The 24,843-nt window shown below is 66.0% G+C and carries 24 protein-coding genes and 1 pseudogene; 13 read left to right on the plus strand and 12 right to left on the minus strand.

All coding sequences use genetic code 11. The features are described 5' to 3' along the window. The first annotated feature begins 2 nt into the window (after positions 1–2). Complete coding sequence (locus LRC39_RS06240; RefSeq protein ID WP_011156739.1) at positions 3–398, plus strand: response regulator; 396 nt, start codon at positions 3–5, stop codon at positions 396–398. 84 nt (positions 399–482) lie between these two features. Here the strand turns inward: LRC39_RS06240 and LRC39_RS06245 are convergent, their stop codons facing one another. The 3 genes from LRC39_RS06245 to hisS form a co-directional block, all read right to left on the minus strand. Next, entirely contained in the window at positions 483–878 is a 396-nt protein-coding gene (locus LRC39_RS06245; protein WP_346296677.1) for a thioesterase family protein, read from the minus strand. Between the two features lie 169 nt (positions 879–1,047). Further along, positions 1,048–1,251, minus strand: a complete 204-nt coding sequence (locus LRC39_RS06250; protein WP_011156741.1) for a tautomerase family protein — start codon at positions 1,249–1,251, stop codon at positions 1,048–1,050. A gap of 136 nt (positions 1,252–1,387) precedes the next feature. Continuing rightward, positions 1,388–2,965 (minus strand): histidine--tRNA ligase, encoded by a 1,578-nt coding sequence (gene hisS, locus LRC39_RS06255; protein WP_346296678.1) that lies wholly within the window; start codon positions 2,963–2,965, stop codon positions 1,388–1,390. Between the two features lie 214 nt (positions 2,966–3,179). On the opposite strand from hisS, the gene LRC39_RS06260 reads away from it, so the two are divergent. The 3 genes from LRC39_RS06260 to LRC39_RS06270 all read left to right on the plus strand — a co-directional run bounded on the left by LRC39_RS06260 (position 3,180) and on the right by LRC39_RS06270 (position 7,046). Then, positions 3,180–4,526 (plus strand): aspartate aminotransferase family protein, encoded by a 1,347-nt coding sequence (locus LRC39_RS06260; RefSeq protein ID WP_107354530.1) that lies wholly within the window; start codon positions 3,180–3,182, stop codon positions 4,524–4,526. Positions 4,527–4,622: 96 nt separating this feature from the next. Further along, positions 4,623–6,179 (plus strand): EAL domain-containing protein, encoded by a 1,557-nt coding sequence (locus LRC39_RS06265; RefSeq protein WP_346296679.1) that lies wholly within the window; start codon positions 4,623–4,625, stop codon positions 6,177–6,179. Between the two features lie 12 nt (positions 6,180–6,191). Then, positions 6,192–7,046 carry a TIGR01459 family HAD-type hydrolase gene (locus LRC39_RS06270; RefSeq protein ID WP_107343332.1) on the plus strand — a complete coding sequence of 285 codons (855 nt, stop codon included), beginning with the start codon at positions 6,192–6,194 and terminating at the stop codon, positions 7,044–7,046. Between the two features lie 31 nt (positions 7,047–7,077). Here LRC39_RS06270 and LRC39_RS06275 read toward each other — a convergent pair whose 3' ends face one another. From LRC39_RS06275 to LRC39_RS06290, 4 genes are all read right to left on the minus strand, one after another. Then, on the minus strand, positions 7,078–9,141 hold the full coding sequence (locus LRC39_RS06275) for a hypothetical protein (protein ID WP_346296680.1): 2,064 nt from the start codon (positions 9,139–9,141) through the stop codon (positions 7,078–7,080). Positions 9,142–9,307: 166 nt separating this feature from the next. Then, a complete protein-coding gene (locus LRC39_RS06280; RefSeq protein WP_346296681.1) occupies positions 9,308–12,133 on the minus strand; it encodes a DUF4159 domain-containing protein in 2,826 nt (941 codons plus the stop codon). Continuing rightward, entirely contained in the window at positions 12,130–13,062 is a 933-nt protein-coding gene (locus tag LRC39_RS06285; RefSeq protein WP_346296682.1) for a DUF58 domain-containing protein, read from the minus strand. Before LRC39_RS06285 ends, LRC39_RS06280 begins: the two co-directional genes overlap by 4 nt. Then, positions 13,062–14,066, minus strand: a complete 1,005-nt coding sequence (locus tag LRC39_RS06290) for an AAA family ATPase (RefSeq protein WP_012494880.1) — start codon at positions 14,064–14,066, stop codon at positions 13,062–13,064. Before LRC39_RS06290 ends, LRC39_RS06285 begins: the two co-directional genes overlap by 1 nt. A 233-nt stretch (positions 14,067–14,299) precedes the next feature. Here LRC39_RS06290 and LRC39_RS06295 point away from each other — a divergent pair, with 233 nt between their 5' ends. From LRC39_RS06295 to LRC39_RS06310, 4 genes are read left to right on the plus strand one after another with little or no spacing between them, the layout of a single operon-like run. Continuing rightward, the gene (locus LRC39_RS06295) at positions 14,300–14,911 is read left to right on the plus strand and encodes a DUF1285 domain-containing protein (protein ID WP_346296683.1); all 612 of its coding nucleotides are present in this window, start codon (positions 14,300–14,302) and stop codon (positions 14,909–14,911) included. Positions 14,912–14,919: 8 nt separating this feature from the next. Continuing rightward, positions 14,920–15,585 (plus strand): CoA pyrophosphatase, encoded by a 666-nt coding sequence (locus LRC39_RS06300; RefSeq protein ID WP_199851795.1) that lies wholly within the window; start codon positions 14,920–14,922, stop codon positions 15,583–15,585. Further along, on the plus strand, positions 15,582–15,845 hold the full coding sequence (locus LRC39_RS06305; RefSeq protein ID WP_107343337.1) for a DUF6111 family protein: 264 nt from the start codon (positions 15,582–15,584) through the stop codon (positions 15,843–15,845). The genes LRC39_RS06300 and LRC39_RS06305 overlap by 4 nt, the downstream gene beginning before the upstream one ends. Then, a complete protein-coding gene (locus LRC39_RS06310; protein WP_346296684.1) occupies positions 15,842–17,098 on the plus strand; it encodes a CCA tRNA nucleotidyltransferase in 1,257 nt (418 codons plus the stop codon). Before LRC39_RS06305 ends, LRC39_RS06310 begins: the two co-directional genes overlap by 4 nt. Positions 17,099–17,227: 129 nt before the next feature. Here LRC39_RS06310 and LRC39_RS06315 read toward each other — a convergent pair whose 3' ends face one another. From LRC39_RS06315 to LRC39_RS06325, 3 genes are all read right to left on the minus strand, one after another. Further along, a complete protein-coding gene (locus LRC39_RS06315; RefSeq protein ID WP_346296685.1) occupies positions 17,228–17,458 on the minus strand; it encodes a YodC family protein in 231 nt (76 codons plus the stop codon). A 78-nt stretch (positions 17,459–17,536) separates the two neighbouring features. Further along, on the minus strand, positions 17,537–18,169 hold the full coding sequence (queE, locus tag LRC39_RS06320; RefSeq protein WP_346296686.1) for a 7-carboxy-7-deazaguanine synthase: 633 nt from the start codon (positions 18,167–18,169) through the stop codon (positions 17,537–17,539). 12 nt (positions 18,170–18,181) lie between these two features. Then, complete coding sequence (locus LRC39_RS06325; protein ID WP_107343341.1) at positions 18,182–18,637, minus strand: tRNA (cytidine(34)-2'-O)-methyltransferase; 456 nt, start codon at positions 18,635–18,637, stop codon at positions 18,182–18,184. A gap of 276 nt (positions 18,638–18,913) precedes the next feature. Between LRC39_RS06325 and petA the strand changes: the two are divergent. The 4 genes and pseudogenes from petA to LRC39_RS06345 all read left to right on the plus strand — a co-directional run bounded on the left by petA (position 18,914) and on the right by LRC39_RS06345 (position 22,693). Continuing rightward, positions 18,914–19,440 (plus strand): annotated as a pseudogene (gene petA, locus LRC39_RS06330) (ubiquinol-cytochrome c reductase iron-sulfur subunit). Positions 19,441–19,480: 40 nt separating this feature from the next. Continuing rightward, positions 19,481–21,547 (plus strand): cytochrome c1, encoded by a 2,067-nt coding sequence (locus tag LRC39_RS06335; RefSeq protein WP_346296687.1) that lies wholly within the window; start codon positions 19,481–19,483, stop codon positions 21,545–21,547. A 156-nt stretch (positions 21,548–21,703) separates the two neighbouring features. After that, positions 21,704–22,378: a dienelactone hydrolase family protein gene (locus tag LRC39_RS06340; protein ID WP_346296688.1), complete on the plus strand. Its 675-nt coding sequence runs from the start codon at positions 21,704–21,706 to the stop codon at positions 22,376–22,378. A 90-nt stretch (positions 22,379–22,468) separates the two neighbouring features. After that, complete coding sequence (locus LRC39_RS06345) at positions 22,469–22,693, plus strand: hypothetical protein (protein WP_107343344.1); 225 nt, start codon at positions 22,469–22,471, stop codon at positions 22,691–22,693. 146 nt (positions 22,694–22,839) lie between these two features. Here LRC39_RS06345 and LRC39_RS06350 read toward each other — a convergent pair whose 3' ends face one another. After that, positions 22,840–23,616, minus strand: a complete 777-nt coding sequence (locus LRC39_RS06350; protein WP_107343345.1) for an SDR family NAD(P)-dependent oxidoreductase — start codon at positions 23,614–23,616, stop codon at positions 22,840–22,842. Beyond that, positions 23,613–24,251, minus strand: a complete 639-nt coding sequence (gene pdxH, locus LRC39_RS06355; protein WP_107354543.1) for a pyridoxamine 5'-phosphate oxidase — start codon at positions 24,249–24,251, stop codon at positions 23,613–23,615. Before pdxH ends, LRC39_RS06350 begins: the two co-directional genes overlap by 4 nt. Positions 24,252–24,374: 123 nt before the next feature. Here pdxH and LRC39_RS06360 point away from each other — a divergent pair, with 123 nt between their 5' ends. After that, on the plus strand, positions 24,375–24,785 hold the full coding sequence (locus tag LRC39_RS06360) for an RT0821/Lpp0805 family surface protein (protein WP_107343347.1): 411 nt from the start codon (positions 24,375–24,377) through the stop codon (positions 24,783–24,785). Positions 24,786–24,843 lie beyond the last annotated feature (58 nt).

Raw genomic sequence — 24,843 nt, forward strand, 5'->3', positions numbered from 1 at the left:
AGATGGCGGTTGATTTGTCGATGTCGGTTTTGGTGGTGGACGATTACAGCACCATGATCCGGATCATTCGTAATCTTCTCAAGCAGCTTGGTTTTGAGAATATCGATGACGCCAGCGACGGCTCGGCAGCGCTCGCCAAGATGCGCACCAAGAAGTACGGCCTGGTGATCTCCGACTGGAACATGGAGCCGATGACCGGCTACGACCTGCTGAAGGAAGTCCGCGCCGATCCGAACCTGTCGCAGACCCCGTTCATCATGATCACGGCGGAATCGAAGACCGAGAACGTGATCGCGGCCAAGAAGGCGGGCGTCAACAACTACATCGTCAAGCCGTTCAACGCGGCGACGCTGAAGACCAAGATCGAGGCGGTGTTCCCGGATCACGTCGCGGCGTAAGCCGACCAACCCTTCGTCTTCCGCACAGCTTTCCGACGCGCTCCTCATCGAGGGGCGCGTTTGTTTTTTTGCAGCAGGCGAGGCTCAGCCTTCGGCGAAGCGCTTGGTGAACAGCGCGACGTCGACCAGACCGCGGGCGTGGCGGCCGTCGCCGACCTTGCGGTCGCCGAGGAACGAGGCGACGTCGAACCGGATCACCCGGCGCTCCACCGCACTCACCACCGCCGTGGTCCGCACCGTCTGGCCGACGAAGGCCGGCGCCAAATGGCGGATGTCGACCTCGCTGCCGACCGTCACCCAGCCTTGGGGAAGCTTCGGCGCGATCGCGTCGCCCGAGGTCATTTCCATCACCAGGATCATCATCGGGGTCGCGAACACCGCCGGCATCGACGGCACGAAATGCTGCACGGTGATGTCCTGCGTCACCGTGGTGAGCCGCTCGGCGCTCAAGCCGACGGTGATGAAGTCGCGTGCGTCCATTCGCAGTCTTCCTTGCTAATTGCCCCGCCGCACTCTCGTCATTCCGGGGCGCCGCGTGAGCGGCGAACCCGGAATCCAGAAGTGATCAGCCGACCATTCAACAGCGCGAGATTCCGGGTTCGCTCACGTCGTGAGCGCCCCGGAATGACGATGGATGGGACAGGATGACCTACTTGCCCTGCGCCGCCTTGCGCTCGACGAAGGTCTTGCCGCCCTTCATCTTGTTGGTGAGCGGGGCTTCGTTGATCTGAATCACCACGTCTTCGGCGGCGACGCCAAGATGCGTCACCAGCGCCTGGGTGATGTCGCGCATCATCCCGGCCTTCTGCTCGTCGGTGCGGCCAGCGGCCATGTTGACGGTGATCTCAGGCATCGGTGGTTTCTCCCTTTGCTACAATGTTTTTCTTCTCGTCATTCCGGGGCGCGCGAAGCGCGAACCCGGAATCTCGCAGCGGTCCAAACCTCGGGGTTCCGGGTTCGCTCGCTGCGCGAGCGCCCCGGAATGACGACTAACTCCAGCTCACCCCGCGGCGCTGCAGCAGCTCCTGCACCTTGACGACCAGTTCGTCTTCCTTGCAGGAGAACTGCGCCTCGGCCTGCTTCTTCAAATACTCGTCGCGGTCCTTTTCCAGCGACGCCAGCTCGGCGCCCAGAATGAGGTCCTTGATCTGCACGATGCCCTGCTGCTTCTCGTCCGAGCCTTGGATGATGGCGCAGGGCGAGTTGCGCTTGTCGGCGTATTTCATCTGCTGGCCGAGCGAGTGCTTGGGATTGCCCAAGTACAATTCCGCCCGGATGCCGGCTTTGCGAAGCGTGGCGACCATCTTCTGGTAGCCGGCGATCTCGCCGCCGAACACGGTGACCACGACGGGGCCGGGCTGCGGTTTGTTATCGAGCTGGCCGATCAGCGTCAGCGCCGCCTGCAGCCGCGACACGCCGATCGAGAATCCGGTCGCCGGCACCGGCTCGCCGCGGAAGCGCGATACCAAGCCGTCATAGCGCCCGCCGCCGCCGACCGAGCCGAACCGAATTGGGCGACCCTTCTCGTCCTTGGTCTCGAGCAGCAGTTCGACCTCGAACACAGGGCCGGTGTAGTACTCGAGGCCGCGGACAACAGAGCCGGATAGCTCGATACGATCATTGTAGCCTTCGCTTTCAAACAGCGAAGCCATTTGACGAAGTTCTTCAATTCCTGACGACGAAGTTGGATTTCGTCCCTGTGGTAAATCCAATAAATCCAAGAACATTCGATAGTCTTGAACGAGGTAGTGGTCTCCATCCTTATGGTAGCTGGGAGTCGGATGCACCGTTCGAACATTTGCTTCGGTCGTGAAATATCCGAGGATGGCGTCTTGCTGATACTCGGTGAGATGGGCTCCTTTCGTAAAGTCGCCTTTCCCTTCTTCACCCCCGTCCCAACGCCCCTCCCCGAGGAGCTTGCGGATCTCCGGGATCGGGAACTTATCTAGCTTGTCAATTGCCCGAAGCACGGTGAGCCGACGGCCGAGATTTGCATCACCGCCTAAGCCGATGTTTTCTAAGACGCCGTCAAAAATCTTGCGATTATTCACCTTCACCACGTAGCTGCCGCGCGGGATGCCGAGCGCTTCCATGGTGTCGGCGGCCATCATGCACATTTCGGCGTCGGCCGCGGCGGTCGGTGCGCCGACGGTGTCGGCGTCGAACTGCATGAACTGGCGGAAGCGGCCGGGGCCGGGCTTTTCGTTGCGGAACACCCAGCCGAACCGGTAGCTGCGATACGGCTTCGGCAAGCTATCAAAGTTCTCGGCGACGTAGCGCGCCAGCGGCGCGGTGAGGTCGTAGCGCAGGCTGATCCACTGCTCGTCGTCGTCCTGCAGCGAGAACACGCCCTCGTTGGGGCGGTCCTGATCGGGCAGGAACTTGCCGAGCGCGTCAGTGTATTCGAACGCCGGAGTCTCCACCGGCTCGAAGCCGTAGCGTTCGTACACCTCGCGGATCTTCTCCACCATCGCGCGCGTCGCCGCGATTTCGGCAGGCCCGCGATCGGCGAGGCCGCGCGGCAGCCGGGCGCGCAGTTTCGAGGGTTTTTTCGGTTTCTCAGCCATGATCGCCTTTCAACTCAGGGCCGGGTTGGTACCAGCCGGTGCCCTTTGCAGCAAGGTTGGGTTGTGTGATCCAGCGCAAATCCCTCGCCGCCGGGGTCCATTAACAGATGGATGCCCCACGGAAATTTGCTGGCTCGCGGCGTTCCCGTAGGGGCGTGAAGCTGATACCGTGCCGCGCCTTTCACCCCCGGCCGCGCAGTGCATGAGGAGCGCCATGTTAGACAAGATCAAGCCCACGTCCGCCGTCAACGCGCCGAACGATCTCAACGCGTTCTGGATGCCGTTCACCGCGAACCGGGCCTTCAAGCGCGCGCCGAAAATGGTCGTGGGTGCCGAGGGCATGCACTACATCACCGCCGATGGCCGCAAGATCATCGACGCCGCTTCGGGCATGTGGTGCACCAATGCGGGCCATGGCCGCAAGGAAATCGCCGAAGCCATCAAGGCGCAGGCCGACGAACTCGACTTCTCGCCGCCGTTCCAGTTCGGCCAGCCGAAGGCATTCGAGCTCGCCAGCCGGATCGCCGATCTGGCGCCGGAAGGCCTCGACCACGTGTTCTTCTGCAATTCGGGCTCGGAAGCCGGCGACACCGCGCTGAAGATCGCGGTCGCCTATCAGCAGATCAAGGGCCAGGGCTCGCGTACCCGCCTGATCGGCCGCGAGCGCGGCTATCATGGCGTCGGCTTCGGCGGCACCGCGGTCGGCGGCATCGGCAACAACCGCAAGATGTTCGGCCCGCTGCTCAACGGCGTCGACCATCTGCCTGCGACCTATGATCGCGACAAGCAGGCCTTCACCATCGGCGAGCCGGAATACGGCGCGCATTTCGCCGATGCGCTCGAAGGCCTCGTCAACTTGCACGGCGCCAACACCATCGCGGCGGTGATCGTCGAGCCGATGGCCGGCTCCACCGGCGTGCTGCCGGCGCCGAAGGGCTATCTCAAGCGCCTGCGCGAAATCACCAAGAAGCACGGCATCCTGCTGATCTTCGACGAGGTCATCACCGGCTACGGCCGCCTCGGCTACGCCTTCGCGTCCGAACGCTACGGCGTCACCCCGGACATGATCACCTTCGCTAAGGGCGTCACCAATGGTGCGGTGCCGATGGGCGGCGTGATCACCTCGGCCGAGATCCACGATGCGTTCATGACCGGTCCCGAGCACGCGGTCGAGCTGGCTCACGGCTATACCTATTCGGCGCACCCGCTGGCCTGCGCGGCCGGCATCGCCACCCTCGACATCTACCGCGACGAGAAGCTGTTCGAGCGCGCCAAGGCGCTGGAGCCGAAGTTCGCCGAGGCGGTGATGTCGCTGAAGTCGGCCCCGAATGTAGTCGACATCCGCACCGTCGGCCTGACCGCCGGTATCGACCTCGCCCCGATCACGGATGCGGTCGGCAAGCGCGGCTTCGAAGCGATGAATGCGGGCTTCCACGACCACGAGCTGATGCTGCGGATCGCCGGCGACACCCTGGCGCTGACCCCGCCGCTGATCCTCAGCGAGGACCACATCGGCGAGATCGTCGACAAGGTCGGCAAGGTGATCCGCGCGGTCGCCTGATTCTGCCCGATATCCCCTTGGGACGGCGGACGAATCCAGTGGACTCGTCCGCCGAATCGACAAAGATGGCGGATCGGCAGGCAACCACCGGCTTAAATGATCCGCATCTCGACCATTTTCATCGCCGTCTGCATGGTGCTGATCGCCACCTCGCTCGGCATGGTGGTGTATGCGGTCGCCGGGTTTAACTTCGCCCAGGCGTCGCTGGTCGGCCTGACCGCCCTGACATTGTTCGTGCTGTACCAGGCGGTTTCGATGCGGATGCGCGACCGCGCCGAGGCCGGCGATCAGATCGCCGACCTGTCGCGCGGCACCGCCGATCTCGCCCGCCAGGTCGGCGAATTCGGCCGTCGGCTGGCGGTGGTCGAGGCCAAGCTGGTTTCCGCCCAGTCCTCCCAGCAGGACCGGGTCCAGCACGTCTCCGACGAAATCACCGAGCTTGGTACCCTGGTGCAGCAGTTGGCTGCCTCGGTCGCCGCCCACGAAGACCTTCTGGCCTCCGCTGCCCATAGCGAGGTGCGCCCGGAGGCGAGCGCGGCGCCGGCACCGGCTGCTCTGGCTCCGCCCGTGATCCCGTCCGCGGCCGTACCGGCGGCTGCCGCTGCGGCGCCCGTTTCGGCGCTTCAGCCCGAAACGCCGAGTCCCGTGGCTCCCGCCGCGCCGCCACCGGCCGCTGCCGCTCCCACGACTCTGGTGCCGGACGCTGCCTCAGTCCCGGCTGTGGTCCCGCCGCCCGCGGTCGTTTCAGCTCCTACCGGTCCCAACATGGCGGAAGCGGTGGCGAGCGCGGTCGAGGGCGGCCGCTTCGATCTCTATCTGCAGCCGATGGTCTCGCTGCCGCAGCGCAAGGTGCGGGCCTACGAGGTGGTGACGCGGCTGCGCGATACCGCCGATCAGGCGATCCCTGCCGAAACTTATTTGCCGATCGCCGAGACCGCCGGGCTGATGGGGCGGATCGACAACGCCATCCTGCTGCGCGCCGTGCAGGTGGTCCGGCGCCTGCTGGTGCGCAACAAGGACGTCGGTCTGTTCGTCAACATCGCCGGTGCGACGCTGGCCGACACCGCCGCCTTCGCCCAGTGCCTCGACTTCCTGGAAGCCAACCGGGCGCTGGCGCCGTCGCTGATCCTCGAATTCAAGCAGAGCACGCTGCGTGGCCTCGGCCCGATCGAAACCGAACACCTCGCGGCGTTGGCGCAGCGCGGCTACCGGTTCTCGATCGACCACGTCACCGATCTGCGGTTCGAGCCGCGCGAGCTGGCCGATCGCGGCGTCCGCTTCATCAAGGTGCCGGCGGCGCTCCTGCTCGCCGCGCATGACACGGCGTCCGCCGACATCCATCCGGTGGATCTGTCCGATCTGCTCGGCCGGTTCGGCATCGATCTGGTCGCCGAGCGGATCGAGGGGGAACGCGCCGTGGTCGACCTGCTTGACTACGATGTGCGGTTTGGGCAGGGGTTCTTGTTCGCAGCGCCCCGTCCGCTGCGGCCAGAGACCGCCACCAACGCGGCCGCGCCGGCTTCCAACGCCCCGGCCCAGCAGGACATCAATCTTGATCCAGGCAAGCTACCGCAGAGCCCGCTCGCTCGCATCGAGCCGGCACGCGTCACCGGCAATGCCGCACTGGTTCGCCGCGCCGCCGGCCCGTTCTGATCGTTTCAGCCGATGACAAAGCTGCGTTTCGTCGAGCATCTGCATGAGCTCGTCGGCTCGGTCGACGTCGTGCTCAGCGACATCTGGGGCGTGGTGCATAACGGCCTGGAGTCGTTTCCGGACGCCTGCGCGGCGCTGAAGACCGCGCGTGACCAGGGCCGCACCGTGGTGCTGATCACCAACGCGCCGCGGCCGGCGGATTCGGTGCAGCGCCAGCTGCGCAAGCTCGATGTGCCGGACGATTGCTACGACGCGATCGTGTCGTCGGGCGATCTCACCCGGATCTATGTGGCCGAGCATCCCGGCCAGTCGATCTACTGGCTCGGGCCGGATCGCGACAACTCGATCTATCGCGGCCTCGATGCGGTGCTGACGCCGCTCGACAAGGCCGACTACATCATCTGCACCGGCCCGTTCGACGACGAGACCGAGTCGGCCGAAGACTATCGCGAAATGATGGGGCAGGCGCTGGAGCGCAAGCTGACGCTGGTCTGCGCCAATCCGGACATCGTGGTCGAGCGCGGCGACCGGCTGATCTACTGCGCCGGCGCGATCGCTGAGTTGTATCGCGAGCTCGGCGGCGAGGTGATCTTCTACGGCAAGCCGCACCGGCCGATCTATGATCGCGCGATGGCGCTCGCCCGCCAGATCCGCGGGACCGACACGCCCGCTCAGCGGGTGCTGGCGATCGGCGACTCGGTGCGGACCGATCTGGCCGGCGCGCAGGGCTACGGCATCGATCTCTTGTTCGTCACCCGCGGCATCCATGCCGACGCATTCGAGGGCATCGATCGGCTCGACACCGCCGCGGTGACTGAACTGTTCGGCCATCCGCCGCTGGCACTGACCCGCGAGCTGCGCTGGTAAGCGCAGCTCGACTTCTACCTTTCGAGAATGATCAGCGGCCTTCGCGCAGCCAGGTCGCCGCGAACGCGCCGAGCAGCAACAGCAAGCCGATCAGGCCGGTGAACACCGGCAGCACGCCGACGCCGGTGACGACGCTGGCATCGCGCATCCGCACCCCGAGCCAACCGTCGCCGCGGAAGATCGTCGCCGAGGTCACCGGCACGATCCGCGGCAGCTCGACGCTGCCGTTCTCGGCGATCCGGCGGGCGTCGCCGCCGGTGGCCTGCGCCAGCGGCCGCAGCGTCTCCGTGGTCGAGGTGACTTCCGCAAATTCCTTCGGGTTGACCGGGCCGACATTGATCAGCGCCTTCAGCGTGCCGTCGGTCGCCGACCACAGCCCGAGCTCGTCGGCCGGCAGCGTCGCCCGCCAGGTGCCGGGATCGCCCGCCGCGAGCGTGAGTTCGCGGGTCTTGCCGGACGGCGAGGTGACGGTGACGGGCGGCACGCTGTCGCCCATGGTCTGTCGCAGCACTTCGAGGTTCTTGCCCTCGGCCTTCAGCCGCAGCGCTTCTTCATCGAGGTCGGGCTGCTTCATCAGCCAGTGCGACATCCGCCGCAGCAGATCGAGATGCGGTCCGCCGCCCTCGTAGCCACGCGCCCACAGCCAGATGTGGTCGGAGAGCAGCAGCGCGACGCGGCCCTCGCCGAAATGCGACAGCAGCAGCAGCGGCATATTGTCGGCGCCAGTCATCAGCGGCGCCGCTGTCGCGTTGCGGGTGTCGACCGTGCGGAAGAACCGGCTCCAATGCGGCGGCTCGGACGCCGAGCCTTCGAGGCCGCGCGTCACCGGATGGCGCTTGCCCGCGTCCGACAGCCGCGCGTGATACGGCTTCTCGGTAACGCCGACCGGCTCGGCCGGCAGCAACGTGTCGAGCGGCGTACGCCAGATCGAGGTGGTCGACGCGTAGTCCGGCCCGGCCGACACCAGTACCGCGCCGCCATTTTTCACGTAGCGCGAGATGTTGTCGAAATACGCCATCGGCAGCACGCCCTGGCGGGCGTAGCGGTCGAAGATGATCAGTTGAAACTCGTTGATCTTCTGCTGGAACAGCTCGCGGGTCGGGAAGGCGATCAGCGACAATTCGTTGATCGGCGTGCCGTCCTGCTTCTCCGGCGGCCGCAGGATGGTGAAGTGCACGAGATCGACGCTGGCGTCGGACTTGAGCAGATTGCGCCAGGTGCGCTCGCCGGAATGCGGCTCGCCGGACACCAGCAGCACCCGCAGCTTGTCGCGGACGCCGTCGATCGACACCACGGCGCGATTGTTGACCAGCGTCAGCTCGTTCTCGACCGGCGAGGCTTCGATCTCGACGATGTTCTGGCCGGCGTGCTTGATCTCGACATCGACGTTGACGGTCTGGCCGCTCAACACGGTGCGCTGGCTCAGCACTTCGCCGTCGCGCCGCACCACGACGCGGGCACGGTCGCCGGTGATGCCCTGATCGTCGAGCCGGTAGGTGATGGTCTGGGTCTGGCCGACGATGCCGAACCGCGGCGCCGCCAGGATTGCGATGCGGCGGTCGCGCTCGTCCTTGCGGCCGGTGATCAGCGCCTGCACCGGCGCCTGGAAGCCAAGTGCCTGCGCGTTCGCCGGGATATCGTGGACGCGGCCGTCGGTGATCAGGAACGCGCCGGCGACGCGGTCGGTCGGCACGTCGGACAGCGCCGAGGTCACCGCGCCGAACAGCTTGGTGCCGTCGGTCTCGCCGTCCGCCTGGCCTGCTTCAACGACGCGAACCTCCAGGCCCTTGATCTGCTTCAGCCGGTCGACCAGCGCCTCCTTGGCCTGCTCGGCCTCTTCGGTGCGCTTGCCGAAATTCTGGCTCGGGCTTTTGTCGACCACCACGGCGGCGACCGAGGACAGCGGCTCGCGCTCCTCGCGGGTGAACGACGGATTGGCCAGTGCCAGCACGATCAGCGCCAGCGCCGCGATCCGCACCCACGCGCCCCGCAAGCGCCCGATCAGCAGCACGAGGGCGATGACCGCCACGGCGGCAATCGCGACCCACAGCACGGCGGTCGGAACAAGAGGCGCAAAGGCGATGCCGTAGTGCATCAGGTGCTAGCTCCGGATGCTGCCTGCTCCCTCTCCCATGGGGAGAGGGTTGGGGTGAGGGGGTACGACCTATTGAGAGGGCGAAACCCCTCACCCGGCGCTGCGCGCCGACCTCTCCCCATGGGAGAGGTGAAGGATGCCTCGCTCAATTGTTGTCGATGTTGCATCACTGCCCCAGCCGCTCGATCAGCGCCGGCGCGTGGACCTGGTCGGCTTTGTAGTTGCCGGTCAGGGTGTACATCACGATGTTGACGCCGGCGCGGAAGGCGAATTCGCGCTGGCGCGGCTCGCCCGGTGTCAGCGGCAGCATCGGCTGGCCGTCGGGCCGCATCGCCCAGGCGCCGGCGAGATCGTTGGAGGTGATGATGATCGGCGACACGCCGTCGCCGCCGCGCGCCGGGCGGGTGGTGTCGTCATCGTCGGTCTCGCGCGGCAGCGCCTCGACCCAGGTCTGGCCGGCGGTGAAGCGGCCGGGGAAGTCGCGCAGGAGATAGAATGTCTTGGTCAACACGTGCTCGCGCGGCACCGGCTCCAGCTCCGGCACGTCGAGCGACGACAGCACGTCGCGCAGCGTGATCATACCCGGCGTCTGCGACGCGCCGTTCGGATCCGGCGGCGCTTCGATCGCGTCGCGGGTGTCGAAGATCACGGTGCCGCCCTGCTTCATGTAGGCGTCGATCTTGTTGAGCGCGTCCTGCGGCGGCTTCGGCCCGCCGGCGACGATCGGCCAATAGATCAGCGGGAAGAACGACAGCTCATCGCGCGCCGGATCGACGCCGATCGGCTCGCCGGCTTCGAGCGCCGTTCGCTGCGCCAGGAACAACGTCAGTCCGCTCATCCCGGCTTTGACGATGGCATCGACGTCGGCATTGCCGGTGATCACATAAGCGAGGTGGGTCTGGGCAGTCGCCTTGATGGCGAAGTCGTCCTTGGCGCCCTGCGCGCGCAGCGGCAGCGGCATCGACGCCAGCGGCAGTGCGATAATCAGCGCCAGCGCGGCGGTCGCGGCGCGGCGGCGGCGCATCAACAGCGCAGCCAGCCCTCCGCCGAGCACGGCGACGATCAGCGCATCGAGCAAGAACAGGCCGAGCGATGACGCCAGCAGCATGCCGCGCAGATCGCGTGGTTCGGCGTTGCTGTAGGCGGCGCGGCGGGCGTTGATTGCCGACGTATCCAGCGGCGCAATCCGGTCAGCAGTGGCCAGCGCGTTGACGGCGATCGGTCCATCGGCGGGACCATAGAAGCCGGGTGGATGCTCGGCGCTGCCGCGCTCGCGATAATCAGCCGGGATCGGCTTGGCCGAGGCCGGCGGCGGGCCGAACGCGCCGAAGCCGTCGAGCGTGCGCAACGGCGACACCGTCTCGGCGGCGTTGGGATCGGCGGCAACGCCGGCGCCGGGCGTCGAGGTGTAACCGGACATATCGACCAGTCGCCGCAGCATCTCGACGAAGGTGCCGGACATCGGCAGGTTCGACCAACGCATGTCGGCGCTGACGTGGAACAGCGTCACCAGCCCTTTGCCGCGATGCTCGCCGGTGACCAGCGGCGTGCCGTCGGCGAGCGACGCCCAGCTTTTGCCGGGCAGCGTCGCGTCCGGCTCGGCCAGCACCTGGCGATTGACGGTCACGTCGCTCGGCACCGCCAGCCCCGCGAACGGGCCGTCGCCGGAGAACGCGGCGAGCTGCTGCGGCTTCTCCCACGTCAGGCTGCCGCCGAGACTGCGGCCGCCTTTGCGAAGCTTCACCGGCACCAGATCATCATCGTCCTGACGGGCGAGGCGAGGCCCGGCAAACCGCACCAGCACGCCGCCCTGTTCGATCCAGGCATCGAGCCGCTGGCGGATTTCGGGGGACAGCGCGCCGACGTCGGCGAGCACGATCATCGGCAGCTTCTGGTCGAGGAATTGCGCGATCACCTGCTGCGGGGCGGCGCGTTCGCCCTGGCGCAGATCGGCGAACGGCGACAGCGCACGGGTGAGATAGAACGTCGCCGCGAGCAGCGGCTGCGCCGTGTCGGCGCTCGCGCCTGACACGATCCCGACCGCGCGGCGGCGCCAGCGCTTGTCGAGCAGTTGCACGGCGCCCGCGGAGCGCTCTCCGGCGATCTCCAGCCGGGCGATGTCGTTGCGCAGCTCGACCGGCAGGTCGAATGCGGCCTCGGTTTCGGTGGTGCCGGGCGCGAGGCTGAAGCGGGCTTCGCCGATCGGCGCGCTCTTGGCATCGAGCGCGCGGACGACTCCGGCGTCGACGCCGCCGCTTTGGGCGCGCAGCACCTTCACGGTCATCTTCGCCGCGGCGTTTTCGGCAGCAGCCAGTGCGTGTGCCGGTGGGGCGCCGCCTTCGACGATCGTGACGCTGCGGTTCTGCACCAGCTTGTTCAGCCCGGTGACGAAATCATTGCCGCGGCCGGTATCGACACCGTCCGTCAGCCACACCAGTTCGGCATCACCGGCGGTCTTCAGGAAACGTTCGATGCCGGGCAGCGCCTCGATCCGCTCGACCGCATAGGGCTTGGGCGCGAGCTGGCGCAGCGACACTCGTGCGGTGCCGGCCGGCATCAGTGCGGGATCGCGCGCCGTCTCCGACAGCGGCGCCAGCGCCACCGCGCGGCGGGCGCTGTCGGCTTCGGCGATCAGTTCGTCGGCGGCCTTGATCCGCGCCTCCCAGCTCGCCGCTGCGCTCCAGCCGTCATCGAGCAGGATCAGCAGTGGCGCCTGACTGCCGCCGGCAGCGGTCTGCGGATTCCAGATTGGGCCGGCAAGCGCGATGATCACCAGCGCAGCCGCGAGCATGCGCAGCGCGGTCAGCCACCACGGCGTACGCGACGGCGTCTCTTCCTTCGGGGCGATGTCGAACAGCAGCCGGGTCGGCGGGAAATCCACCCGGCGCGGCCGCGGCGGCATCACCCGTAGCAACCACCACAGCGCCGGCAGCGCCAGCAGACCGATCAGCAGCAGCGGCTGTGCGAACGAAAGGGGGAGGGCGCCGATCATGCGCCACGTCCTGCTTTGCCGCCGGCGTCCTTGGCGGTGGTCATGCCGGCGTGCAGGAATAACAGCAGCTCGGCGGCCGAGCGCGAGGTGGTGTGGGTCGAGAACAGCCAGTCGAGCTTGGAGGTCTCGGCACGGATCGCGTCACGATGCGCGGCGACCAGAGCGACGTAGTCGCTGGCCCATTTCTCCGCGCGGCCGGCGGTAATCGCACCGCCACCTTCGGGCTCGACGAATTCGACTCGGCCGGCATAGGGAAAGCTCTCTTCGGCCGGATCGACGATCTGTACCAGCGTGCCGTGCGCGCCGGAAGCCGACAGGCCGGCGAGCATTTGCCGGATTTCACCGACCGGCGACCAGAAGTCGGACAGCACCACGATCTCGGCCCGCGACGACGGCACGAACGACGGGGGCAGGCTGCTGCGCGTTAAGGTGTCGTGCAGGATCGCCTGCGCCATCTTGTCGATGACGTTGTTACTCGAGGTCGGGTTCATCAGGCCGGGAATGCCGATCCGTTCGCCGCCGGCGACCAGCAGGTCGGCCAGCGCGAACGCGACGATCAGGCCGCGCTCGAGCTTGCTGTCGCGCGCGGTTTTGGAAGCGAAGGCCATCGACAGCGAACGGTCCGGCCACAGCCAGACGGTGTGCGCGGCTTCCCACTCCAGCTCGCGGACATAGAGATGATCGTCGCGCGCGGAGCGTCGCCAATCGACGTTTTGCGCCGGCTCACCGGAGACGAAGCGGCGATACTGCCAGAAATTCTCGCCGGCGCCGGCACGGCGGCGGCCGTGCAAACCGTGCGTGACGTTGTTGGCGATCTTGCGGGCCTCGAGCATCAGGCGCGGCAACGTCGCAGCCAGCGAACGGCTTTCTCCGTCCGCGCGGCGAACCGCCAGCGTCTCCTGGGTGCGATGCTCGTCGGCCTGCGCCATCAGCCGATCCGGCTCTTGAGCTTCTGGATCACGTCCGGAATGGTGCGGCCTTCGGCGCGGGCCGAGAACGTCAGCGCCATACGATGCTTCAGGATCGGCTCGGCGAGGTCGAGCACGTCGTCGATCGAAGGTGCCAGCCGGCCGTCGAGCAGCGCGCGGGCACGCACCGCCATCATCAGCGACTGGCTGGCGCGCGGGCCGGGGCCCCAGGCAATCAGCTTGCCGAGGTCGCCGGCGTCGGGGCCGGGACGCGCCGAGCGCACCAGCGACAGGATCGCTTCAACGACCGAGTCGCCGACCGGGAGCCGCCGCACCAGCCGCTGTGCCGCCAGCAGCGTTTCGCCGCTCATCGTTGCTCTCGGCGCCGCCTGCTCGGCGCCGGTGGTGTCGAACAGGATACGGCGCTCGGCGTCGCGATCCGGATAGTCGACGTCGATCTCCATCAAGAAGCGGTCGAGCTGGGCTTCCGGCAGCGGGTAGGTGCCTTCCTGCTCCAGCGGGTTCTGCGTGGCGAGCACATGAAACGGCTTCGGCAGATCGTGCCGGGCGCCCGCAACGGTGATGTGCTGCTCCTGCATCGCCTGCAGCAGCGCCGACTGGGTACGCGGGCTGGCGCGGTTGATTTCGTCGGCCATCAACAGCTGCGCAAACACCGGGCCGGCGATGAAGCGGAACGAGCGCTTGCCCGCCGCGGTCTCGTCGAGCACTTCGGCGCCGAGGATGTCGGACGGCATCAGGTCGGGCGTGAACTGCACGCGCTTGGCGTCGAGCCCGAGCGTCACACCCAGGGTTTCCACCAGCTTGGTCTTGGCGAGGCCGGGGACGCCGATCAGCAGCGCGTGGCCGCCGGACAGAATCGTCACCAGCGTATTTTCGACCACGCGGTCCTGGCCGAAGATCACGGTCGAGATCGCTTCCTTGGCGGCGCGCACTTCGCCGGCGACCTGCTCGGCCGAGCGGACGATGACGTCTTCGAGCTTCTCGACACTGTCTGCGCCGGCCATATCGTCTCTCCTGTCCACACCGGCCGCCGCCGGGCCGGTTGTTTTCACCGGGAGCATGTTAGGCTGTTCGCCGCGAGACAGCGAAGGCCCTGGTTTCATTCACCAAATCTTTCCCCACATTATGAGCATCGCGGGATTGGCGCGGATCACGTTGTGGAGAGTTAAAACAAGCCGCGCGTGGCGAAACAGGGCAGCTCGGGTGCCGGGTTGGAAATCGAGGGTCAGGGTAAACAATGGCGAAGCAAGGGCAGAGTTCACCGCACAATCTCGACGGCCTCACCGAGGCCGCGCGCGAGGCCGCGGCGAGCGCCGCCAAGGGCAAGGGCTTGCCGCCCGTGCATCTTTGGAACCCGCCGTTCTGCGGCGATCTCGACATGCGCATCGCTTCGGACGGAACCTGGTTCTATCTCGGCACGCCGATCGGTCGTCCCGCCTTGGTGCGGCTGTTCTCGACCATTCTGAAGCGCGAGGGCGACAAACACTTCCTGGTGACGCCGGTCGAGAAGGTCGGCATCAAGGTCGACGATGCGCCGTTTCTGGCCGTCGAAATGGTCAAGGACACGGACGAGCGCGGAGCGCTGCTGCGCTTCCGCACCAATGTCGACGATTGGGTGACGTGTGACGCCGCCCACCGCCTGCGGTTCGAGGTCGCCGACGATGGCGGAGTGACACCGTACCTTCACGTGCGCGCCGATCTGTGGGCCAAGGTGACGCGGGCGGTGTATTACGATCTGGTTGACATCGGCGAGGAGCGAGTGGTCGATGGTCACCCGATGTTCGGCATTGCGTCCGGCGGCGCGTTCTTCGCCATGGCCGATGCCGAGCTGATGAGGGAAGCGCATTGACCGGACCGATGACGGGAACGCAGTCTGCCAGCGGTAGCATCAGTTCGGCGGAATTCTTCGATCGGGCCCAGCGCCGGCTGCGGTTTGACGTGCCTGCGGCGCTCACCGACGCCGGGGTGATTCCCGCCACCGGCGATGCGGGCAACGATCAGATGCTGCGCACCATCGCGCAGGAACGGCCGATCCGTCCCGCCGCGGTGCTGATTCCGGTGGTCGAACACGCCGAGCCGACCGTGCTGCTGACGATGCGGGCCGCGCATCTCAACGATCATGCCGGCCAGATCGCGTTTCCCGGCGGCAAGATCGACGCCACCGACAATTCGCCGCTCGATGCCGCCTTGCGCGAGGCCGAGGAGGAGATCGGGCTCGACCGCTCCTATGTCGAGCCGATCGGCTATCTCGATGTCTATGGCACCAGTTTCGGTTTCCGGATTTTGCCGACGGTGGCGCGGGTGCGGCCGGGGTTCGAACTCACCATCAACAAATCCGAGGTCGACGACGCCTTCGAAGTGCCGCTGGCGTTCCTGATGGACCCCGGCAATCATCAATTGCACAGCAAGGAATTCCGCGGCGCGCAGCGGTCCTACTACGCAATGCCGTTCGCCGAGCGCTACATCTGGGGCGCGACGGCCGGCATCCTGCGCGCGCTGTATGAACGGGTCTGCCTGCCATGATCCGCGTGGTGCTCACTGAGGTCGGAATTTTCCTCATACCTTTCGTGCTCTACGCGGTCTTCCTGATCGCCACGCGGTCGGCAATGCTGCATCATTCATCCTGGCCGCTTCGCGTGGTCGGATGGCTGGTGGCAACGGCCCTGGTGCTGGTGATCTTGAGCTTGCTGCTGCTTGTGCACTATTCGGGCGCACCGCCGGGATCGACTTACGTTCCGGCGCATATGGAGAACGGCAGGCTGGTGCCTGGGGTGGAGAAATGACCGACGTGCCGGTGCGCAGCGATGCGCCGTGGCTGCACACGGGACCGGCGGCGCGGGTGCTCGCGCTGCTGAACGGCGACGGCGAAGAGGCGCGGGTGGTCGGCGGCGCCGTCCGCAACGCATTGCTGGGCGAGCCGATCGGCGATGTCGACATCGCCACCACCGCGGTTCCGGATGAAGTGGTCCGCCGTGCCAAGGCGAGCGGTATCAAGGCGGTCCCGACCGGGATCGAGCATGGCACCGTAACGCTGGTGCTCGACGGGCACGGCTTCGAAATCACCACGCTGCGCGAGGACGTCGAGACCTTCGGCCGCAAGGCCAAGGTGGCGTTCGGCCGCGACTGGGACCGCGACGCACAGCGCCGCGACTTCACCATCAATGCACTGTCGATGTCGGCCGACGGCACCGTGCACGACTATGTCGGCGGGCTCGCTGACATCGCGACGCGGCGAGTGCGCTTTATCGGCGATCCGGACCAGCGCATCGCCGAGGATTACTTACGCATCCTGCGGTTCTTCCGCATCCACGCCGCCTATGGCGCCGGGGCACCGGACCGCGAGGCGTATCTCGCCTGCATCCGCGGCCGCAGCGGGCTTGCGACGCTGTCGGCCGAAAGGCTGCGGATGGAGATGCTGAAGCTGATGATCGCCGATGGCGCGGAGGCTTCGGTGGTGGCGATGGCCGATGGCGGGCTGCTGCTCGCGGTTCTCGGCGGTGTCGCCTATCTCGGCGCTTTCGCGGCGATGATCGTCGCCGAACGCGACCTTGGTCTTGAACCCGATGCGGTGCGGCGGCTCGGTGCGCTGGCGGTCGCCGTCACTGAGGATGCCAAGCGGCTCGCATCGCGGCTGCGGCTCTCCAACGTCGAAGCCAAGCGGCTCGACTCGATGGGGCATCGCTGGTGGCGTCTTGCCGGGATGGACGAAGCGACCGCGCGGCGCCGGCTGTACCGGCTTGGTGAAGCGCGGTTTCACGATCGCATGATGCTGGCCTGGGCCCGCGCGGGCCTCGGGGCCGATCCGGCGCCGTGGCGCCAACTGATCGCGCTGCCGCAGCGCTGGCAGGCGCCGACATTCCCGCTGAAGGCTGCTGATTTCCTGGCTCGCGGCTTCGCCGCGGGGCCTGCGCTCGGCCACGTGCTGACGCTGGCCGAGGATGCCTGGCTGGCGGCCGATTTCCCGCTCGACCCGGCCGCGCTCCGCACCATCGCGGATCAGACCGCAGCAAGATTCGCGCGCGATCATCTGCTGTAACGGAAGCGGCGATGAGCAGGCACGAACGCGCCGGAGCCAAGTAACGCTAAGCGTTGAGCTGGTCCGGAAAATACACGGCCGCTTGGTGATCCGCGGCCGCGTCAGTGATGGCGAAGACAGCCTGCTCGTTCAGGCGACCTTGGTCTGCTCGTCGTCGTCGTCGAGATCGTCGTCTTCGTCCTCATCATCGTCGACTTCGACCGCGATGGAATCGAGCACGGCAAGCGGCAGGGTCTCGCGGAACAGGTCGCCGTCTTCGCCCATCCACAGGCAGGTGGCGCTGTCGTCGTTGGCTTCCGCCACCGTCATCGCCTGGCCGCCGGATTTCAGCATGACGATATCGCCCGGTTTCAAGTCCATGGTCGGCTCCTGCTCGGTTGTTGACCTCGCATAGGAGCCTAGCGATTCGTCATGACAGCCGGATCACGCCGGCGCGAGCTACCTGATGCCGGTGATCTTGTGAGTCTGCAGGCTGAGCCGCCATTGCGGGTGCTTCAGGCAGTAAGCGATCGCCCGCGTGGTGTTGTCGTCGCGGTCGGGGCCATCCATCGGTTGCAGCGAAAACCGCTCGAATTGGAGCGCCGCGAAGTCTTCCGGCATCGCATCCGGCTGCGGGTACACCAGCTTCAACTCATCGCCGCGGCGGATGCGCAGCTCGGCACCGGCTTTCGGACTGACGCAGAGCCAGTCGATGCCGGCCGGCGGCTCGATGGTGCCGTTGGTCTCGACGCCGATCGCAAAGCCGCGCGCGTGCAGTGCGGCGATCAGTTCGCCGTCGAGCTGCAGCAGCGGCTCGCCGCCGGTGATCACCACGTAGCGATCGCGCATCTCGCCGATCCACTGCTCGCTGATGGTGTCGGCGAGCAGCTCGGCGCTGGCGTAGCGGCCGCCGAGCGTGCCGTCGGTGCCGATGAAGTCCGTATCGCAGAATTTGCAGGTCGCCTGATCGCGGTCCTGCTCGCGGCCCGTCCACAGATTACATCCGGCGAAACGGCAGAACACCGCTGCACGGCCCGCATGGGCGCCTTCGCCCTGCAGGGTTAGAAATATCTCCTTAACCGCGTAGCTCACCCGCGTCGGTCCTCACTGTGCGAATTGGACTTGCCGCAGCGCCTCGCCGGTCACCATCGCCGCCGCCATCGCGACGTTCAGCGAGCGCAGGCCGGGCTGCATAGGAATTACCACCCTGGCATCGGCGGCGGCTGCGACCTCGTCCGGCACCCCGGCACTTTCCCGGCCGAGCATCAGTACGTCAGTCGCTTGGTAACGCTGTTCGAAATAAGGCCTTTCACCTTTGGTCGTAAGTAAAATCAGCCGGCAACCCGCGTTTTTCCGCCATTGCTCGAATTTTAGCCAGGAATCGTGCCGGACTATGCTCACCTGATCCAGGTAGTCCATCCCAGAGCGGCGGAAATGCCGATCGGAGGTCGGAAAGCCGGCCGGCTCGATGATGTGCGCTTCCACGTTCAAACAGGCGCAAAACCGAAGAATAGTCCCGGTGTTTTGTGGGATGTCGGGTTGAAACAGCGCGATCCGCATCCCGTAATGCTCCCTATCAACTGAACGATAACGTGCCGTGTGTCATGGCACATCTTGGAATCGATCGAGGCGCGCCAATTAGCCGTTCGCGGGCTTGCGCTCTACCGGCAAGGGTGCCAATAGAACGATTCTGGACTGTCTGTTCTACCCGACCGGCCATGACAAGCGGCCCGGGGCATGTTGAAGGCCGCCGATCTCGCGACCTCCCCGGGCGATCGTCTCGCAAGCTTTGCCGAGAGCGCTGTGCCGGTCGCAGAGATGAAAGGGCTTTGGATCGTGACGACAGAGGCTTCGGCGGAACCGACACGCCGTGATTTTCTCTATATCGCAACCGGCGCGGTTGCCGCCGTCGGTGCGGCGGCCGCGGTTTGGCCGTTCATCTCGCAGATGAACCCCGACGCGTCGACCATCGCCGCCGGCGCGCCGATCGAAGTCGATCTGACCCCGATCGCTGAAGGTCAGGACATCAAGGTGTTCTGGCGCGGTCAGCCGATCTACATCATGAACCGCACCAAGAAGCAGGTCGAAGAAGCGCGCAACACGCCGCTGTCCGACCTCAAGGATCCGCAGACCGATCAGGCGCGGACCAAGGAAGGCCACGAGAACTGGCTGGTCGTGGTCGGCATCTGCACCCACCTGGGCTGCATTCCGATCGCGCACGAGGGCAAATACGACGGGTTCTTCTGCCCGTGCCATGGTTCGCAGTACGACAGCTCCGGTCGTATCCGCCAGGGGCCGGCGCCGCTCAACCTGCCGATTCCCCCTACCAATTCGTCTCCGACACCAAAGTCCAGATCGGCTGACGTTCCCGTGCGCCGTACCAATGCTTACTAGGATCGCATCATGAGCGGACCCTCGACCTATCAGCCACAAAGCCCCTTGATGAAGTGGCTGGAGCAGCGCCTGCCGATCGCGGGCCTCGTTCATTCCTCTTTCATCGCCTACCCGACGCCGCGTAACCTCAACTACTGGTGGACGTTCGGCGCCATCCTGTCGATGATGCTGGCGGTGCAGATCGTCACCGGCATCGTGCTGGCGATGCACTATACCCCTCACGTCGATCTCGCCTTCGACTCGGTCGAGCGGATCGTCCGCGACGTGAACTACGGCTGGCTGCTGCGCAACATGCACGCTGCCGGCGCGTCGATGTTCTTCATCGCCGTCTACGTCCACATGCTCCGCGGCCTGTACTACGGCTCGTACAAGGCGCCGCGCGAAGTGTTGTGGATCCTCGGCGTCATCATCTACCTGCTGATGATGGCGACCGGCTTCATGGGTTACGTGCTGCCGTGGGGCCAGATGAGCTTCTGGGGCGCCACTGTGATCACCAACCTGTTCTCGGCGTTCCCGGTCGTCGGCGACAGCATCGTGACGCTGCTGTGGGGTGGCTATTCGGTCGGCAACCCGACCCTGAATCGCTTCTTCTCGCTGCACTACCTGCTGCCGTTCGTGATCGCCGGCGTGGTCGTGCTGCACGTCTGGGCGCTGCACGTCACCGGCCAGAACAACCCGGCCGGCGTCGAGCCGAAGACCGAGAAGGACACCGTTCCGTTCACGCCTTACGCGACCCTCAAGGACGTGTTCGGCATGTCGTGCTTCCTGGTGTTCTACTCCTGGTTCATCTTCTACATGCCGAACTACCTCGGCGACGCCGAGAACTACGTTCCGGCCAACCCGGGCGTGACCCCGCCGCACATCGTGCCGGAATGGTACTACCTGCCGTTCTACGCGATCCTGCGTTCGATCCCGAACAAGCTGCTGGGCGTCATCGCGATGTTCGGTGCGATCATCGTGCTGCTGTTCCTGCCCTGGCTCGACAGCTGCAAGGTGCGCTCGTCCCGCTATCGGCCGATGGCCAAGCGCTTCTTCTGGGCGTTCGTGGCGACCTGTCTGGTGCTCGGCTGGCTCGGCTCGAAGCCGGCGGAAGGCATCTACACCACGCTCGGTCAGGTGTTCACCTTCTTCTACTTCGCCTACTTCCTGATCGTGCTCCCGGTGCTGGGTCGTATGGAAAAGACTCTGCCGCTGCCGAACTCGATCGCCGAAGACGTGCTCAACAAGGGCAAGGTCGCCAAGGCCGTTGCCGGCCTGGTGGCGGTGCTGTTCGCAGGCGGCCTGATGGTCGGCGGCGTGCAGCCGGCCAAGGCCAACGAAGGTGGCGAGAATCCGCCGTCGCTGCAGTGGAGCTTCGCAGGTCCGTTCGGCACCTACGATCGCGCCCAGCTGCAGCGTGGCTTCAAGATCTACAAGGAAGTCTGCTCCAACTGCCACTCGCTGAAGCTGTTGCAGTATCGCAACCTCGCCGAGCCGGGTGGTCCGGGCTTCACCGTGGAGCAGGCCAAGGAGATCGCAGCCGCTGCGCAGATCAAGGACGGCCCGAACGATCAGGGTGAGATGTTCGAGCGTCCCGGCCGGCTCGCCGACACCTTCCACTCGCCGTTCCCGAACGAGCAGGCTGCCCGTGCGGCCAACGGTGGTGCGGCTCCGCCGGACATGTCGCTGCTGGCCAAGGCGCGCACCTATCCGCGTGGCTTCCCGCAGTTCATCTTCGACTTCTTCACCCAGTTCCAGGAGCAGGGCCCGAACTACATCGCCGCGCTGCTGCAGGGCTACGAAGACACCCCGCCGGAAGGCTTCAGTCTCCCGGACGGCTCGTTCTACAACAAGTGGTATCCGGGCCATTCGATCAAGATGCCGCCGCCGATCCAGGCTGGCATGGTGAGCTACGACGATGGCACGCCGGAGACCCTCGAGCAGTATGCCAAGGACGTCTCGACGTTCCTGGTGTGGGCTGCCGAGCCGCACATGGAGGCCCGCAAGCGCCTCGGTCTGCAGGTGATGATCTTCTTGGTCATCCTTTCCAGCCTGCTGTACTTCGTGAAGCGCAAGGTGTGGTCGAACGTCCACTAAGCGGCGGACGAAACCAACAAACGAGACAGGAAAGCCCCTTCGGGGGCTTTTTTGTTGTCTGCATTCCTGCGTTCGCTGCTTGGCAGCGATTGCATCCGGCGGCTGCTCCGGACAAAATAATCAAAAGCAATTGCATGTAACCCGCGAGGAGGACCCATGGGCACGCTGATCACTTTCAAACGTCCGGACGGCAAGGAAGCGAGCGGCTATCTCGCCAACGCCGCCAGCGGCAAAGCGCCGGGCGTGGTGGTGATCCAGGAATGGTGGGGCCTGTCCGAGCAGATCAAGGGACTGACCGATCGCCTCGCGCTGGCCGGCTTCGATGCGCTCGCCCCCGATCTCTACAACGGCACGGTGGTGCCGTATCACGACACGGACGCGGCCAATAAAGAGATGAGCTCGCTCGACTTCATGGACGCCACCACCCAGACGGTGTGCGGCGCTGTGAACTATCTGTCGCGCAACGGCGCCAAGGTCGGCCTGACCGGCTTCTGCCTCGGCGGCGCCGTGACGGTGATCGGCGCCTGCAAGATTCCGGAACTGAGCGCAGCCGTGGTGTTCTACGGCATTCCGCCGGAGCAGGCGGCCAAGCCGTCCGAGGTGCGGGTGCCGATGCAAGGCCATTTCGCCAACCGCGACGATTGGTGCACCCCGCAGGTGGTGGATGCGTTCGAGGCCGGCCTGAAGGCCGCCGGCAAGCAGGCCGAGTTCTTCCGCTATGAGGCCGACCACGCCTTCGTCAACGAGCAGCGCGCGGCCGTTCACGACCGCGAAGCGGCGGAACTCGCGTGGTCGCGAGCGATGCAGTTCTTTGGAAAGCATCTCTCCTGACGGCAGTAGCCCGGTAAAATTTGAGCTTTCGGCTGAAGACTTGGCAGATCAGTTTGCTGCGATAACGTCGGCCTACGCCACGAGGACAGCATGGTTGAAAAAGTCGTAAACCCGGATCTCCGAAACGTCGTCGACCTCGACAGCTACCGCGCCAAGCCGATCGGCCTGCGCGGCGCCGGGGCCGAAGGCCGTCGGTGCAGGCATTGCGGCGCGGCGCTGCTCGATGACGAGTTGGAGGATGATTGCTCGAGTGCCGGCATTGCCCTGCAATCGCCGGCCCGCCGACGACCGACGCGCGTGTTCCGCGCCGACTGATTTGACGACGACCGGCGTGGCCGCCAAGCGCCACGCCGCACGCACCCATTCGATGCGATCGTCTGCAACGCCCCGTTTCCGATCATCGGAAGCGGGGCGTTGGTCTTTCGGGAGGGAAGAGAGCGGGCTTTGCCGCCGTCAAAGGGTCAGACGTGCTGGCCGCCGTTGATGTGGATTTCGGCGCCGTTCACGTAGGACGAGGTCTCTGTGCACAGCACGTAGATGATCTTGGCGACCTCATCCGGGGTGCCGAGCCGGCGCATCGGGATCTGCTCTTCGACGATCTTCTCGGTGCCGGGCGACAGGATCGAGGTGTCGATCTCGCCGGGCGCGATCGAGTTCACGCGCACGCCGACCGGGCCGAAGTCCGCTGCCATTTCCCGGGTCAGCGCCGCAAGCGCCGCCTTCGAGGTCGCATAGGCGGCGCCGGCGAACGGGTGCACGCGCGATCCGGCGATCGAGGTGACGTTCACCACCGAGCCTTTGACCGCCTTGAGTTCCTCGATCAGCCCGCGCGCCATCATGATCGGCGCGAAGAAATTGACCCGGAACACGTGCTCCCAGGTGTCGAGTTCGGTGTCGATCGAGCCGAGCCGGGCACCGCCGGGAGCCTTCGGCGAGATCGCGGCATTGTTCACCAGCGCATGCAGGGCGCCGCCATCGAGCCGCTCGCGGATCTCGTCGATCGCTCGCAGGGTGTCGGCACGGTCGCCGAGGTCGACCTGGATGTGGTCTTCGGGGCCGGCACCCCACGGGCACTGCTCCGGAAACGGATGCCGGGAGCAAGTGATCACTCGCCAGCCCGCGCTGGAGAAACGGATCACCGTCGCATGGCCGATGCCGCGACTGGCGCCGGTCAGGAGCATGGTCCGGCGCGGCGCGTTGCTCTCGGGCGGGCGCGGCTTTTGGGAGTCGGGGCTCATGGATACAGCCTTGTCTTGGTCCAGGGGTGATCCGGGGTGTCCCGGCGGAATTCGATGCGGTCGTGCAGGCGGAACGGGCGGTCGTGCCAGAACTCGATTCGGGACGGCGTGATCCGCCAGCCGCTCCAGCCGGGCGGCCGCGGAACGTCGCCGACCAGATGGCGCGCCGCCACCTTGGCGATCGCCTGCTCGAACGCGAACCTGCTTTCCAGCGGCTGCGACTGCTTGCTCGCCCAGGCGCCGATCTGCGCCTGCTTCGGCCGGGTGGCGAAATAGGCATCGGCCTCGGTGTCGGTCACCGGGGTCACAGTGCCGCGAATCCGAATCTGCCGGCGTAGCGATTTCCAGTGAAACAGCAGCGCGGCTTTCGGATTGGCGGCCAGCTCGCGGCCCTTCTGACTGGCGATGTGGCTGTAGAACACGAAGCCGTGCTCGTCATAGCCCTTCATTAGAACCATGCGCACGTCGGGCAGCCCGTCCGGATCGACCGTCGCCAGCGCCATCGCGTTCGGATCGTTGGGCTCGGATTTGTCGGCTTCCGCAAGCCATTCAGCGAACAGCGCAAACGGATTCTCTGCCGCGGTGAAATCACCGGGCGTTAACTCACTCTGTGGTCTGATCGAGAGGTCGCTCATGCGAGGAAATCCGACTTGTGCTTCACCGCGGTCCGGAACGCGCTGCGGGTCCTGTATAGGTCCAACCTATATAGGGCACGGCAACGCATTGGCCTATCGGCCATCTCGCAGGGCGCGCCAGCGATGATAGCGATTCTAATCGGCGCCTCGCTCGGTGGCTGCGGCATGAATAGCCGCGACGGCGCCTTCGCCCAGATGGACAGCAGCGATTTCACCGGCTCGATCGGCGCTGTGCTGCCCGCCCGCGAGGAGGGCCCGACCGACGCCGATATGGCGCTGGCGCGGATCGCTGCATCGGATGTGCTGACCAAGGGCGACAAGGATTCCAGCCAGCCGTGGGAAAATCCGACCACCGGCGCACGCGGCTCGGTGACGCCGTTGGCCGCGGCCTATAGCAACGAAGGCCGCACCTGCCGCGACTTTCTCGCCTCCTATGTGAAAGAGCGGACCGAGAGCTGGATGCAGGGCGCAGCCTGCCGAACCTCGCAAGGGCATTGGGAAATCCGCTCGCTGCGGCCGTGGCGCAAGAGCTGATTCCGATCGAATTGCGCCCGCCACCGGGCCGATTCCGGTTGCAAAAAAGACATGAAAC

Source organism: Rhodopseudomonas sp. P1, assembly GCF_039642825.1.
Classification (GTDB): Bacteria; Pseudomonadota; Alphaproteobacteria; order Rhizobiales; family Xanthobacteraceae; genus Rhodopseudomonas; species Rhodopseudomonas palustris_H.